Here is a 13,847-nt window from a genome sequence, read left to right as displayed (position 1 = left end):
TGGTTGTGCACTATTGGAGCGTGATCACCGTTTGTCCTGTTGCGCCTGCAGCTCGTTCAGCGAGTGCTTCCGGCACCTGTTCGAACGCGTAAACGGCGGTGACGGGTGGGGTGATCCGCTTATCCGCGAGCATCGCCGCGAGAGCGTCTACGGTGGCGTTCTTCTCCTCGTCGTCGCGGAATGTTGATAGGACGCCGATCACCGAGTAGTCCCGCATCAGCAGCTCATGTACGTCGACGTGTGCGGGCTCCCCGCTCGCGAAACCGACGATGAGGAACCGTGCACCTCGCGCGAGTGTCTTCGCCGCTTCGGTCGCAGCCGCCCCTCCGACGGTGTCGTAGACGACGTCCACTCCCCGACCGCCCGTGATGCGCTCGATCTCGTCGATCGCGTTGGTCGCTTCGAGGTCGACGATGTAATCGGCTCCCTGCTCGCGACTGAATCGAGCCTTCGCATCCGAGCGCGCTGTCGCAATCACCGTCGCGCCCATGGCCTTGCCGATCTGGATCGCCGCCGACCCGGTGCGACCGGCGCCACCGAGAACCAACAGCGTCTCGCCTTTCTGCAGGTGGGCGCGGTGCTCGAGACCGATGTGCGCGACATGGAACGAGCCCGGGAACCCTGCAGCCTGCTCATCCGTCAACCCGTCGATGACCGGCATCGCGCTCCACCCTGGAACGAGTGTGTACTCGGCGAACCCGCCGATCGCGATATCCGCCCGCGCGTTGCCCACGATCCGCGTTCCGACGGGGAGCGGGAATTCGTCACCGGCTGCGTCGACGATCCCGACGACTTCCTGCCCCGGGGCTACGGGCGGCTCGGGTACGAACGGGTAGTCCCCGTGCACCATCATCAGGTCCGGGAGCGCAAGGCTCGCGGCGAGTACTCTGACGCGCGCTTCACCCGGCCCGGGCTCGGGAAGTTCCACGTCTTCGAGGCGAAGTACGTCCGCCACTTCACCGAACTTCTCTGCTTGCCACCGCTTCATCGTTTCGCTCTCCATTCGCGTTGTTAGAAGATGGCGCGGGTCAGGGCGAGCTGACGCTCCGGGTCGGGCTCCTTGCCGTCCGCGTCGATGCGTTCCAGGTAGACCTTCATCATCAGGTCCCGCCGCACTGCGGAGCGGTCCTGCCGAGCGCGGGCGAGCGCAGCCGGAAGCTCACCTGCCGTGAGGTCGTTGGTATACACAGGGCTACCTGGCTGCTGACGCCATGAGTCGGCGATCACACCAGCGTCATACGCATCGAACCCCGTCTCTTCGACCAGGCGCATCCCGACGGCGCGCTGCGCGTCGTCGTCTGCGGCGACAGGCAGGCCGATCCGGGTCGCCGGATCCGTTGCGTACGCCTTATCGCGGAACGATGCCGTGGTGATGTTGTTCCAGGCCTTCACGATCGGACGACCATAAAGCTTCTGAACCCACTCGCTCTCGACTTGACCATCCTCGAAACCCTCGACCTTGCCGTCACGGAGAGGGAAATAGTTCGACGTGTCGATGATCACGGCGTTCTCCGGTGCGCCGGACACCAAAGCCGCCACGTTCGGCAGCTGACCGTAGTTCACGGAGACGATCACCACATCCGCTTCCCTCGTCGCATCAGCAGCCCACACCGCCCTCGCCCCTGTGCTCAGGGCGGCCGCGTCGACCGTCTCGGGGGCCCGCGAGTTCGCGATCGAGACGTCGTGACCCTCGCGCGCGAGTCGCTCCGCGAGGATCCGCCCGATGTTGCCTGCTCCGATGATGCCGATCTTCACGATTGACCCTTCGTGTCGTGGGAGAGTGGAGAGATACAGGAGGATCTCTCCACTTAACCTTAACGGAGATTTTCTCCGGATAACCCTAGGAGTGTGCTGTCATGACGGTGACCTCGCGAACGCGCGCCCCCCGCTCCGATGGTCTGCGCAACCGTCAGCACATCCTGGACATCGCCCGCGGTCACTTCGCCGAGCACGGCATCTCCGGTTCACTCGACGCCATCGCCAAGGAAGCAGGCGTCGGCCCTGGCACTCTCTACCGCCACTTCCACTCGAAAGAAGCACTCCTCGCTGCACTCCTCACGGCACGGGATGACGAGATCGGCGTGCGCCGGGACGCCATCACCCGCAGCACCAGCGATGCGGGCGATGCGCTGGCACAGTGGCTCGACGCCCTGATCGAATGGGCAAGCGCCTTCGACGGACTCCCAGAACCGCTCCGCGCCGCGCTGGGCGAGATCCCGTCCCCCCTGACCTCCACATGTGAGGGGTATGTCGTCGAAACTGATCGATTCCTCGCCCGCGCACAGGACGAGGGACTCGCGCGTGCCGACGTACGCGGTCGAGATCTTTTCCTCATGGCCCTGGCTATCAGCTGGACCAGAGGTGCTGCGATGGCTGACGGCGCATCCACATCCCTCATGCCGCACATCCTGAGAGCAGGCTGGGCCACCGCGACTGCAAGGTGAGAATGCTGCCGCCGCGCGGCCATGCTCATCACGCGATCACCCGGCGGCGGCCTTCATTCGTGATTTGGCTAGAGCCAGCCGCCGTTGCCGACCTGCAGGATGTGGCCGGTGACCGCTCGGCTCATGTCGCTGGCGAGGTAGAGCGCGGCGTAGGCCTGGTCGATCGGCCGCGTGCTGCACGCCAGCCGGAGCACGGGCTTTTCGCCGTGCACGGGTGAGACGTTGACGATGACGCCGGCGTTCTTCGGGATGAAGTGCTGCACCGCCTCGCGGCATTAGCGGAACACCCCGGCGAGGTTGATCTCCATGACCTGCGAGAAGTGCTCGTCCGTCACGTCCTCAATGGATGTCATGTCTCAAAGCCGGCGTTGTTCACCAGAATGTCGACACGGCCGAACTGCTCGGTAGCCGCTGCGAACACGCGCGCGGGTGCTGCCGGGTCACTGGAGTCTGCGACGACCCCGATCGCGGTGCCGCCGGCGGTTCGGATGCTTTCAACGGTCTCGTCGAGAGCCTCTCGGCCCCTGAACGGTGAGCACGACTGCGGCGCCCTCGTCAGCGAAGAGCTGAGCGATGGCCTTACCGATGCCCTTGCTTCCTCAGGTGACGATCGCTGTCTTGCCCGCGAGTAGCTGATTCTGCATGGTGATCTCCTTCCTGGTCAGGCCTGCGCGGAGGCATCGCCCACAGCTCAGCGATCGCGGCGTGTGCGGGACGGGTGACCATGAAGGTGATGCCGTCGGCGATGTCCTGCGGGTCGAGCATGCGGAACCCGCCGAAGTTCTCCTCGATGTGGGCGAGGATTTCGTCGTTGTTGTGGGAGTCGAGCTCGGTGTCGACTTTGCCCGGCTCCAGGACGCCCACGCGTACCTTTTGCCCGGCCAGTTCCTGGCGTAGGGCCTCGGTGAACCCGTTCACCCCGAACTTGGTCAGGCTGTACGGCCCCGCGGTGGGGAACGTCATGCGCCCTGCGACCGACGACACATTCACGATGTCCGCGACCTGGCGGTCACCGCGCGCCGCGTCGAGGAGGTGTGGGAGCGCGGCCTTGGTCATCGCCATCAGACCCTGCTGGTTGATTGCGATCATTCGGTCCCAGTCGTCAATGTCGGCGTCCTGCACGCGGCCAAGGATCATGAGTCCGGCGTTGTTGATCAGCATGTCGAGACGACCGAAACGCTCGACGGTCGCCGCAACGGCGGCGAACGCTTGTGCACGGTCGGCGATGTCGGTGGGGACCGCGAGAGCGGTGCCGCCGATCTCGTTGATCTCGGACACGAGGGCGTCGAGACGGTCCTGGCGTCGCGCGACGAGCGCGACGGACGCGCCCTGGCGGGCGAGGTCGAGCGCGGTGGCACGGCCGATGCCGCTGCTGGCGCCGGTGACGATCGCGACGGCTCCGGTGAGCTTCATATTGAGTCCTGTTCGGTAGTCGGGTCGGGGTGTGTGCGAGACGCGTCGCGCGCGCACGTGTGCCAGTGTCGGATCGGGTCGAGGTCAGCGATGACGGTCGCTGACTGCCCCTCGAGGGGGAAGTTGATGTGCTCAGGCATCGTCGTGCGCGAGCGACGAGGAGAGCTCCCGGTGCGCCTCGACCTGCTCGATGAGGAGGTTTGCCTTGTCGACGCCGGTCTGCACGGCGTCGGCGCCGGCCACCCACCGCAGGGGCGGCTGCTCGGAGTCGACAAGAGACACCAAAGCTGCGGCGAGCTTGGCGGGGTCGCCGCCCTGCTTACCGTTCATGCCCTTCCAGGCTTCGATGGTCGCGGCGGTGCGCTCGGCGTAGTCCGGGATGGACAGCTCTGGCCACAGCGTCGACGCGCCTTCGACGAGCAGCTCCGTACGGAAGAATCCGGGCTCGACGATCGTCGTGCTGATGCCGAGCGGTTCGAGGTCGTATCGCAGTGCTTCCATCCACCCCTCGAGGGCGAACTTGGACGCGTTGTACGCAGCGACGAACTCCTGACCCACCAGGCCAGCGGTCGAGCTGAAGGACACGACCTGGCCGCTGCGCTGGCTTCGCATGACCGGCAGCACGGCACGGGTGACGTTGAGCGGGCCGAAGAAGTTCACTTCCATCTGCTGACGGAACTGCGCCGGGCTGATCTCTTCGAAGTACCCCGCGTAGAACAAGCCCGCGTTGTTGATGAGAACGTCGATGCGTCCGAACCGGTCGACGGCCGCGGCGACAGCGGCCTGAGCTGCATCCTCGTCGGTGATGTCCAGGGCGACCGGAAGAAGGTTCTCGTGGCTCCCGAAGACGTCGGTGACCTTGGCGGCGTCGCGGGCGGTAGCGACGACGGAATGCCCCGCGGCCAGAGCGCCGTTGACCAGATCAACGCCCATACCTCGCGCGGCGCCGGTGATGAAGTAGACCTTGCTGTCACTCATGTGGTGACCCCTTTCGTGTCGGTGATTCCAGCGTGCGCCGACCACGAGATGCCAGGGAGTCCCCACCTATCCGGTTAACACCAGTACCCCCCTAACGGCAGCCTCCTCGCCTACCTTCGATTCCATGGACACCCACTCCGAGCTCCGCGAGTTTCTGATGACTCGCCGCGCCCGGCTCACCCCCGAGCAAGCCGGGCTCCCCCTCTTCGGTGGCCGCCGCCGCGTCGACGGGCTGCGCCGGGAAGAGGTCGCCCTCATCGCCGGCATCAGTGTCGAGTACTACGTCCGCCTCGAACGCGGCAACGCCGCCGGGGTATCCGATGCCGTCTTGGACGGCATCAGCCGCGCACTGCAACTCGACGACGCCGAACATGCCCACCTCCTCGACCTCGTCCGCGCGTCAACAGCGACCGTCGGGGCCGGACGACGCCGGCCCGCGAAGGCCGGTCAGGTGTCCGCAAGCGTGCAACAGATGATCGACGCGATGAAAGACGTTGCCGTGCTCGTCCAGAACGGACGCGGCGACGTCATCACCGCGAACCCCCTCGGTCGGGCCCTCTACTCCGTCCTCTACGACCAGCCCGCCAACCCCAACTTCGGCCGCTTCGTGTTCCTCGACCCCCGCTCGCACGACTTCTACCTCGACTGGGACGACGCAGCAGCGCAAACAGTCGCCCTGCTCCGAAGCGAAGCCGGACGCGCCCCAAACGATCGATCCCTCAGCAACCTCGTCGGCGAACTCTCGACCCGCAGCGACGTCTTCCGCACCCTATGGGCAGCACACAACGTCCGCGAACACCGCACCGGTACCAAAAGACTCCACCACCCCGACGTGGGAGACCTCACCCTCTCCTACGAGGGACTGCAAATCACCAGCGCGCCAGGCCTCCTCATGCTCCCCTACAGTGCGCCACCCGGAACCGACTCCCACGAGAAGCTACAACTCCTCGCCACTCTGAATGCCCCCACACACTCAACCCAACAACCATCCGCCCCCTAGTTATCGAGCACGGCGCTGAGGACGTCGGCGCCTCGGCGCCGCAGCGCACCGGCCCGGCTCAGCCCTCGAGAACGACCTCGTCGCCCACCCGCACCACTCCCCCGCCGGCCGCGGGCAGCAGCAGGATGCCCAGGGTCGGCTCGGCCTGGTCGAACTCGGTCGTCAGCACGCGGAGCAACCGGGCGTCGCGCTCGCCCGTGTCGGGGTTCGCCAGGATCGCGGCGCATCGCCCGATGGGTTTCTGCACGTCGAAGGCGACCTCGCCGATCCGGATGCGGCCGCGCCAGGCCAGCTCGTCCCAGGGTGGGACACCCGCGATGACGATGTTCGAGCGGAACCGGCGACTGTCGACGGGGGCGGGCACCGCGGCATCCACCTCCGCGACCGACGCCTCCCCGTGGAGTGAGACGTAGCCGCGGGCGCGGTCCTGGAAGCGCGAGGTCGCGCCGTCGCCGACGAGTCGCAGCGGCAGCACGCCCTCGCGGTCGAGGCGTCGCGCGTCGCCCGACTCCTGCACGAACGCGGTGATCGCGTCCTCGAGCTCGCGCCGACCGGCGTCGTCGAGGCCCGCCTCGGCCAGCACGCTGCCGTCGACGCTCAGCCGCAGTCGGCGCTCGTCATGGTCGAAGGTCAGCGCGACGCGAGCCAGCGCCGGGAAATCCATGAGCGCGAGGCCCCGGCTCTTCGGCCACGACTCGAGGCCATCGGCATCCTCGGGCTCCACGGCATCGGCGAAGCGAAACGCGAGCACGCGGTCGCCGGCGATGCGGCCGTCGGCCTGGACGACGAGGTCGTCGCGTTCCTCGGGCGTGAAGCCTTTGACGGGGTAGCGGTACAGGGCGGAGACGACGGGCACACCGCTACTCTGCCCCACCGCGGCGGGCGGCCGATCTCACAACCGGCGATGGTGCGAAGTGAGAAAGAGGTAACGGAACGGACGAACAGCGAGACCGACGGGGAAACACCCCGCCTCTAGCGTCGAGCACCATACCCACCGGCTCTCGACCGAAGGAGGACGCCATGTCCTACGTCAAGCCCACCGAACTCGTCCAGACCGTCATCGATGCGGGCGCGTCGAAGGTCATGCTCTCGACCCGCGACACCCTCGTCCGATCGATCATGGGCGGCGCAGTGCTGACGATCGCCGCCGCGTTCGCCATCACCGTCTCGGTGACGACCGGCAGCCCGCTGCTGGGCGCGGTGCTCTTCCCGATCGGCTTCATCATGCTGTATCTGCTCGGCTACGACCTGTTGACCGGGGTCTTCGTGCTCGCACCGCTCGCGTGGTTCGACCGCCGGCCGGGGGTGACGCTCGGCGGCATCCTGCGCAACTGGGGACTGGTGTTCGTCGGCAACTTCATCGGGGCGTTCACCGTCGCCGTCCTCATGGCGGTCGTCGTCACGTACGGGTTCTCCACACCGCCGAACGAGGTCGGCGAGGCCATCGGCCACATCGGCGAGGGGCGCACGGTGGGCTACGCCGATCACGGCGCGGCGGGCATGCTGACCCTCTTCATCCGCGGCGTGCTGTGCAACTGGATGGTCGCCACCGGCGTCGTGCTGGCGATGATCTCGAAGGACGTCATCGGCAAGGTCGTCGCGATGTGGATGCCGATCATGCTCTTCTTCTTCATGGGCTTCGAGCACTCGATCGTGAACATGTTCCTGTTCCCCTCGGGCCTGCTGCTCGGCGGCGACTTCACGATCATGGACTACCTGATCTGGAACGAGATCCCCACCGTGCTCGGCAACCTCGTCGGCGGTCTCGTCTTCGTCGCGATCCCGCTGTACCTCACCTACGGCCGGACCGCCTCGCCGCGACGCGTCCGCGCCTCGAAGCGGGGCCGCGCCCTCACGATCCCGACGCCGGCCGATGCCGCCACTGCCACCGCCGCCGTCTCCGCCGTCGAGCCCGAGACCTCCCGGGTGTGACCCGTGGCCCGCTCCGTAAACAACGCGAAACACGCCCCTGACGCGGTGGCAACCTCCCGCGCGTACGGTCACGACATGAGCCCCACCCGTCCCGCGCACGTCGTGGTGGTCGGAGCGGGCATGGTCGCCCACCGCTTCATCGAGAGTCTGCTCAGCCGGGCGGGCGACACGTGGCGGGTCACGGTCATCGGTGACGAGCCCCGCCACCCGTACGACCGCGTGGGCCTCACCTCGTTCTTCGCCGGGGCCGGCGCCGAAGACCTCGAGCTCGACCGGTCACCCCTCGACGACGAGCGCGTGCGCTTTCTGCGGGGCCGCACCGTCACCCGCATCGACCGCGACGCCGCCGAGGTGATGACCGACACGGGCGAGCGCATCGGCTACGACCGCCTCGTGCTCGCCACCGGCTCGTACGCGGCGCGGCTCGCGGTCGACGGCTACGACCACGAGGGCTGCTTCGTCTACCGCACCCTGGACGACGTCGAGGCCCTCGAAGCGTTCGTGCAGCGACGCTCGGCCCAACTGGGCCGCCGGCTCACCGGCACCGTCATCGGCGGCGGCCTGCTCGGGCTCGAGGCCGCCGGGGCGCTCCAGGGACTCGACGTCGACTGCACCGTCGTGCAGTCCTCCGACAGGCTGATGTCGGCGCAGCTCGATCTGCCGGCCGGCGACGCGCTGCGGCGCCTGATCACCGCTCGCGGCATCGGGGTGCGGACGTCGTCGCTGACCACGCGGCTCGACGCCGATCGCAGCGGGCAGGTCGTGGGCCTCGAGTTCCGTGACGGCTCGTGGGAGCACACCGACGTCGTGGTCTTCACCGTCGGCGTCCGGCCGCGCGACGAGCTCGCCCGGGACGCGGGCCTGACCGTCGACCCTCGCGGCGGCGTCGTCATCGACGACCGGTGCGACACCTCGGATGCCCGCATCCTCGCGATCGGTGAGGTCGCGAGCTTCGCCGGGCAATGCGTCGGGCTCGTCGCCCCGGGCTACGCGATGGCCGAGGTCGCCGCAACACGTCTGCTCGGGCGCGAGGCCACCTTCGGCGGCTTCGACGTGTCGACCAAGCTCAAGCTGTCGGGGGTGGATGTCGCGAGCTTCGGCGACGCGTTCGCCGAGACGCCCGGCGCGCTCGACGTCGTCTACGCCGACCCCGTCGCGGGGGTCTACAAGAAGCTCGTGCTCTCGGACGACGCGAAGACGCTGCTCGGCGGCATCCTCGTCGGCGACGCCTCGGCGTACGGGTCGCTGCGTCCGCTCGTCGGCGGCGCGCTCGGCGGCGACCCGGCCGTCTACCTGCTGCCCGACGGCGGGGTCACCGCACCCACCGGAGAGTTGCCCGACGCGGCGCTCGTCTGCTCGTGCAACAGCGTCACCGCCGGCGGCATCCGTTCGGCCGTCCACGATGAGGGATGCACGGATGTCGCCGCGGTGAAGGCCTGCACGAAGGCGGGCGCGGCGTGCGGGTCGTGCGTGCCGATGATCAAGAAGCTCGTCGGTGCCGAGCTGGCGAAGTCGGGGGCGACGGTCAGCAACGCGCTGTGCGAACACTTCGACCTGTCGCGCCGACAGCTCTTCGACGCCGTGCGGGTCTCGGGCCTGACGACCTTCAGCGGGGTGATCGAACGCTTCGGCACGGGTCGCGGCTGCGACATCTGCAAGCCCGCGCTCGCGAGCATCCTCTCGACGCTCACCGGCCGCCACGTGCTCGACGGCGAGAACGCCACCCTGCAGGACACCAACGACCACGTCATGGCGAACATGCAGAAGGACGGCAGCTACTCCGTCGTCCCCCGCATCCCGGGCGGCGAGATCACCCCGGCGAAACTGCTCGTGATCGCGCAGGTCGCGCAGGACTTCAACCTGTACACGAAGATCACCGGCGGGCAGCGCATCGACCTGTTCGGCGCCCGCCTCGAACAGCTGCCGGCGATCTGGGGGCGCCTGGTCGACGCCGGCTTCGAGTCGGGACACGCGTACGGCAAGTCGCTGCGCACGGTGAAGTCGTGCGTCGGGTCGACGTGGTGCCGCTACGGGGTGCAGGACTCCGTCGGCATGGCGGTGCGCCTCGAGCTGCGGTACCGGGGGCTGCGCGCGCCGCACAAGTTCAAGCTCGGCGTCTCGGGATGCGCCCGCGAGTGCGCCGAGGCCCGCGGCAAGGACGTCGGCGTCATCGCGACCGAGACCGGCTGGAACGTCTACGTCGGCGGCAACGGCGGCTTCACCCCGCGGCACGCGGTGCTGCTGGCCGAGAACCTCGACGACGACGCCCTGCTCACCGCGATCGACCGCTTCCTCATGTACTACATCTCGACGGCCGACCGGCTGCAGCGCACGGCGCCGTGGTTCGAAGACCTCGAGGGCGGCATCGACGGCCTGCGCGCCGTCATCTTCGACGACGCGCTCGGCATCTGCGCCGACCTGGATGCCGCCATGGCACGCCACATCGACGCCTACGAGGACGAGTGGGCGGCGACCCTCGCCGATCCCGACAAGCTGCGCCGCTTCGCGTCGTTCGTCAACGCCCCCACGACGCCCGATCCGTCGCTGGTCTACACCGTCGAGCGCGGGCAGCCGCGCCCGGCGACGGCCGACGAGCGCGCGGACGACCGGGTGCTCATCGCGGGCACGACCCTGGAGGTGCGGCGATGACCTTGATCGACCAGACGACGGCGCGCACGCGCGGATCCGCGTGGACCCCCGTGTGCCGCATGACCGACCTCGAGGTCGAGCGCGGCCGTGCCGCGCTGCTCGGCGACCGGCAGATCGCCCTCTTCCTGCTCCACGACGGCCGCGTGCACGCGACATCCAACCTCGATCCGTACAGCGGCGCCAACGTCATGTCGCGCGGCATCGTCGGCACCCGGGGCGACGCCCCGACCGTCGCCTCGCCGATGTACAAGCAGGTCTTCGATCTGCGGACGGGGGCCTGCCTCGAGACGCAGGGCAAGCCGCCGATCGCGCTGCCGGTGTGGCCGGTGGCCGTCGACGCCGGCACGGTCTTCGTCCGCGACGGAGGTGCCGCATGACCACCATGCTCGGGCTGTCGCTCACCGGCCGCCGTGTGCTCTTCGTCGGCGGCGGCGCTGTGGCGGCCCGCCGCGTCGGCCGCTTCGTCGACGAGGGCGCCGACATCCACGTCGTCTCGCCCGAGCTCGGTGACGAGATGCGCCGCGCCGTCGACGCGCACGGGCTCACGTGGCATGCCCGCCGGGTGGGGCCCGACGACGTCGCGGGCGCCTGGCTCGTGCACTCCGCGACCGGCGACCCGCGGGTCGATACCGCCGTTGCCGCGTGGTGCGGGAGCCGACGGGTGTTCTGCGTCAACACCTCCGACGGCGCGCACGGCTCGGCGCGGCTGACGGCCGAGACGCGCAGCGGCGACATCGTCGTCGGCGTCGCCTCGGACGCCGGCGTCGATCCGCGCCGGGCCGTGCGCCTGCGCGACGCGATCGCCGCCGCGCTGCGCGCCGGAACGCTCCCGCTGCGACGCCGCCGCCGGGGCGGCGGTCGTGTCGACCTCGTGGGCGGCGGCCCCGGGCCGGCCGACCTCATGACGGTGCGCGGACGTCGCCTGCTCGCCGAAGCGGATGTCGTCGTGGCCGATCGCCTCGGTCCGACGGACGTGCTGCACGAGCTCGAACCCGACGTCGAGGTCATCGACGTGGGCAAGCGCCCCGGACACCATCCGGTGACGCAGGACGAGATCAACGCACTGCTCGTCGCTCATGCCCGCGCCGGCAAGCGGGTGGTCCGCCTCAAGGGCGGCGACCCGTTCGTGTTCGGCCGAGGCGGCGAAGAGGTGGCCGCCTGCCACGCCGCCGGCGTCGCCGTCGAGGTCGTGCCGGGGCTGACGAGCGTCGTCTCGGTGCCGCAGGCCGCCGGCATCCCGGTCACGCACCGCGGAGTCTCGGCGGGCATTCACGTGGCGAACGGCCAGGGCGCCGTGTCGCCGTCGACGCGGGCGGCGCTCGGCGACGACACCATCACGACGGTCGTCCTCATGGGCGTGGCGGCACTGCCGCGCATCGTCGCCGCCGCCCGCGACGCCGGGGCCCCCGGCACACGCCCCGTCGCGATCGTCGAGCGCGGGCACACCCCGCAGCAGCGCACGACGCACTCGACGCTCGCCGAGGTGGAGCGGGATGCCGCGACCGCCGGCGTCGCCAACCCGGCGGTCATCGTGATCGGCGAGGTGGCGCGCGCCGACCTGCTGCTGACCGCCGCGACGGATCGGGAGCGCGTCACCCGGTGAACCAGTCCGTCCGTCCCGCGCTCTCGGCCGCCCTCGGCGGCTGCACCGTCGTCATCGCCGTCGACCGGCGATCGACCGAGCTCGCGACGGCGCTGGAACGCCACGGCGCGACCGTGCGCCATGCCCCCGCACTCAGCATCGTCCCCCACATCGACGACGAGGCGCTGATGTCGGCGACCCGGGCGCTGATCGCGCGGCCGCCCGACGTCGTGGTGGTCACGACGGGCGTGGGCTTCCGCGGCTGGATGGAAGCCGCCGACGAGGCGGGCCTGCTCGACGACCTCCACGCCGCGTTCCGCGGGGCGCAGATCGTCGCTCGCGGTCCCAAGGCGCGGGGCGCGATCCAGCAGGCGGGGCTCATCGCCGACTGGGTGGCCGAGTCCGAGACCTCGGGCGAGCTGGGCGAGTTCCTGCTGGCCGAAGGGGTGCGGGGGCGCCGCGTCGCCGTGCAGCACCACGGCTCGGGCGCGGACGGGCTCGACGAGCTGTTCACCGAGGCAGGCGCCGAGGTGATCAGCCTCACCGTGTACCGCTGGGGTCCGCCGCCCGACCCGGCGCAGGTCGCGCGGTCGGTCATCGCGACGGCGCGGGGCGAGGTCGACGCCGTCCTGTTCACCTCGGCCCCCGGCGCCGCGGAATGGATGGCCACCGCCCGGCGCGAGGCCGCCCTCGACGACATCCTGCGGCGCGCGGACCGTCGCCGGCTGCTGCTCGCGGCGGTCGGGCCGATCACGGCGGCGCCGATCCGCGACGCCGGAGCCGAGCCGCTCATCGCCGATCGGGGCCGTCTCGGCTCGCTGGTCCGCGCGGTCGTCACCCACTTCGGCGGCGGTCACGCCCCGTCGCTTCCCACGCCCGCGGGCCGACTCGAGCTCCGCAGCGCAGCCGCCGTGCTGGACGGCCGGGCGATCCCCCTCTCACCGACGTCGATGCTCATCCTCGATGCGCTTTTCGCCGCGGCCGGCGGCGTCGTCAGTCGCGCCGAGCTGCAGCGCGTCCTGCCCCGCTCGGCGGCCGGTGACCACGCGGTCGATGTCGCGATCGCACGCACGCGCGACGCGCTCGGGTCGGCAGCGCTCATCCGCACCGTGGTCAAGCGCGGCTATCGCCTCGACGTCGCACTCACCGGAGGGATGCCGTGAACCCGATCCTCATCGCCTGCTCACACGGCACCAGCTCGCCCGAGGGACGCGCGGCGATCTCCGCGCTGGTCGGCCGCGTCCGCGAGATGCTGCCCGACGTCCGTGTGGACGAGGCGTTCGTCGACGTCCAGAAGCCTGAGATCGACACCGTCGTGGCGGGAGTACCCGCGGGGGCGGCATCCGTGGTCGTCCCGGTGCTGCTGTCGACGGGGTTCCACACCCGGGTCGACATCGCCCGGGCTGTCGCGGCCGCCCCCGGGCCGTGCGTCGCGACGCCGGCGCTGGGACCGCATCCGTTGCTCGCGGAGGTGCTCGCCGACCGGCTGTCCGCCGCGGGGCTGGGCGCGGCGGCAACCGACGCGGTCGTGCTGGCGGCGGCGGGATCGTCCGACCCGGCGGCGGCCGTGGATGTCGCGGCGATGGCCGACCTGCTCGCGGCTCGTCTCGGCCGGCCCGTGACCGCGGGCTTCGCCGCGGGCGCGGGCACCCGTATCGCCGAGGCCGTCACCGCGGCGCGCGCGGCCGGGGCGACGCGCGTGTTCGCGGCCAGCTACGTACTCGCGCCGGGGCACTTCGCCGGCGTGATCGCGGCGGGCGGGGCCGACGTCGTGACGCCGCCCCTGGCTCCCGACGACGCCGTCGCCGCGGTCGTCGTCGAGCGCTATCGCGCCGCCCTGGGCTGAGAG

15 protein-coding genes are annotated in these 13,847 nt (G+C 70.0%); 8 read left to right on the top strand and 7 right to left on the bottom strand.

All coding sequences use genetic code 11. The features are described from left to right. Positions 1-10: 10 nt before the first annotated feature. Together PUW82_RS03650 and PUW82_RS03645 are read right to left on the bottom strand one after the other, a co-directional pair. Complete coding sequence (locus tag PUW82_RS03650) at positions 11-928, bottom strand: NADPH:quinone oxidoreductase family protein (RefSeq protein WP_274220974.1); 918 nt, start codon at positions 926-928, stop codon at positions 11-13. Between the two features lie 83 nt (positions 929-1,011). Further along, positions 1,012-1,755: an NADPH-dependent F420 reductase gene (locus tag PUW82_RS03645; protein ID WP_420792710.1), complete on the bottom strand. Its 744-nt coding sequence runs from the start codon at positions 1,753-1,755 to the stop codon at positions 1,012-1,014. A gap of 101 nt (positions 1,756-1,856) precedes the next feature. Between PUW82_RS03645 and PUW82_RS03640 the strand changes: the two genes are divergently transcribed. Beyond that, the gene (locus tag PUW82_RS03640; protein ID WP_274220973.1) at positions 1,857-2,444 is read left to right on the top strand and encodes a TetR/AcrR family transcriptional regulator; all 588 of its coding nucleotides are present in this window, start codon (positions 1,857-1,859) and stop codon (positions 2,442-2,444) included. Positions 2,445-2,512: 68 nt separating this feature from the next. Here the strand turns inward: PUW82_RS03640 and PUW82_RS03635 are convergent, their stop codons facing one another. From PUW82_RS03635 to PUW82_RS03625, 4 genes are all read right to left on the bottom strand, one after another. Then, on the bottom strand, positions 2,513-2,707 hold the full coding sequence (locus PUW82_RS03635) for a hypothetical protein (RefSeq protein WP_274220972.1): 195 nt from the start codon (positions 2,705-2,707) through the stop codon (positions 2,513-2,515). 86 nt (positions 2,708-2,793) lie between these two features. Then, complete coding sequence (locus tag PUW82_RS15115; RefSeq protein ID WP_420792732.1) at positions 2,794-2,910, bottom strand: SDR family NAD(P)-dependent oxidoreductase; 117 nt, start codon at positions 2,908-2,910, stop codon at positions 2,794-2,796. 113 nt (positions 2,911-3,023) lie between these two features. Continuing rightward, complete coding sequence (locus tag PUW82_RS03630; RefSeq protein WP_274220971.1) at positions 3,024-3,857, bottom strand: SDR family oxidoreductase; 834 nt, start codon at positions 3,855-3,857, stop codon at positions 3,024-3,026. Between the two features lie 132 nt (positions 3,858-3,989). Next, on the bottom strand, positions 3,990-4,835 hold the full coding sequence (locus PUW82_RS03625; RefSeq protein ID WP_274220970.1) for an SDR family NAD(P)-dependent oxidoreductase: 846 nt from the start codon (positions 4,833-4,835) through the stop codon (positions 3,990-3,992). Positions 4,836-4,959: 124 nt separating this feature from the next. Here PUW82_RS03625 and PUW82_RS03620 point away from each other — a divergent pair, with 124 nt between their 5' ends. Then, positions 4,960-5,835 (top strand): helix-turn-helix domain-containing protein, encoded by an 876-nt coding sequence (locus PUW82_RS03620; RefSeq protein ID WP_274220969.1) that lies wholly within the window; start codon positions 4,960-4,962, stop codon positions 5,833-5,835. Positions 5,836-5,893: 58 nt separating this feature from the next. Here the strand turns inward: PUW82_RS03620 and PUW82_RS03615 are convergent, their stop codons facing one another. Then, positions 5,894-6,691 carry an MOSC domain-containing protein gene (locus tag PUW82_RS03615; protein ID WP_274220968.1) on the bottom strand — a complete coding sequence of 266 codons (798 nt, stop codon included), beginning with the start codon at positions 6,689-6,691 and terminating at the stop codon, positions 5,894-5,896. Positions 6,692-6,855: 164 nt separating this feature from the next. Here PUW82_RS03615 and PUW82_RS03610 point away from each other — a divergent pair, with 164 nt between their 5' ends. The 6 genes from PUW82_RS03610 to PUW82_RS03585 all read left to right on the top strand — a co-directional run bounded on the left by PUW82_RS03610 (position 6,856) and on the right by PUW82_RS03585 (position 13,844). Further along, the gene (locus PUW82_RS03610) at positions 6,856-7,767 is read left to right on the top strand and encodes a formate/nitrite transporter family protein (protein WP_274220967.1); all 912 of its coding nucleotides are present in this window, start codon (positions 6,856-6,858) and stop codon (positions 7,765-7,767) included. Between the two features lie 75 nt (positions 7,768-7,842). Further along, positions 7,843-10,416, top strand: a complete 2,574-nt coding sequence (gene nirB / locus PUW82_RS03605) for a nitrite reductase large subunit NirB (protein ID WP_274220966.1) — start codon at positions 7,843-7,845, stop codon at positions 10,414-10,416. Further along, positions 10,413-10,793 carry a nitrite reductase small subunit NirD gene (gene nirD / locus PUW82_RS03600; protein ID WP_274220965.1) on the top strand — a complete coding sequence of 127 codons (381 nt, stop codon included), beginning with the start codon at positions 10,413-10,415 and terminating at the stop codon, positions 10,791-10,793. The genes nirB and nirD overlap by 4 nt, the downstream gene beginning before the upstream one ends. Continuing rightward, complete coding sequence (gene cobA, locus PUW82_RS03595; RefSeq protein WP_274220964.1) at positions 10,790-12,019, top strand: uroporphyrinogen-III C-methyltransferase; 1,230 nt, start codon at positions 10,790-10,792, stop codon at positions 12,017-12,019. The genes nirD and cobA overlap by 4 nt, the downstream gene beginning before the upstream one ends. Continuing rightward, positions 12,016-13,161: a uroporphyrinogen-III synthase gene (locus tag PUW82_RS03590; protein ID WP_274220963.1), complete on the top strand. Its 1,146-nt coding sequence runs from the start codon at positions 12,016-12,018 to the stop codon at positions 13,159-13,161. Before cobA ends, PUW82_RS03590 begins: the two co-directional genes overlap by 4 nt. Beyond that, positions 13,158-13,844: a sirohydrochlorin chelatase gene (locus PUW82_RS03585; protein WP_274220962.1), complete on the top strand. Its 687-nt coding sequence runs from the start codon at positions 13,158-13,160 to the stop codon at positions 13,842-13,844. The genes PUW82_RS03590 and PUW82_RS03585 overlap by 4 nt, the downstream gene beginning before the upstream one ends. The last annotated feature ends 3 nt before the right edge of the window (positions 13,845-13,847 follow it).

The organism is Microbacterium thalli (assembly GCF_028737325.1).
In the GTDB taxonomy this organism is placed as follows: Bacteria; Actinomycetota; Actinomycetes; order Actinomycetales; family Microbacteriaceae; genus Microbacterium; species Microbacterium thalli.
The sequence above is the reverse complement of the archived record's forward strand: the minus strand, read 5'-3'. Positions and strand labels throughout refer to the sequence as shown.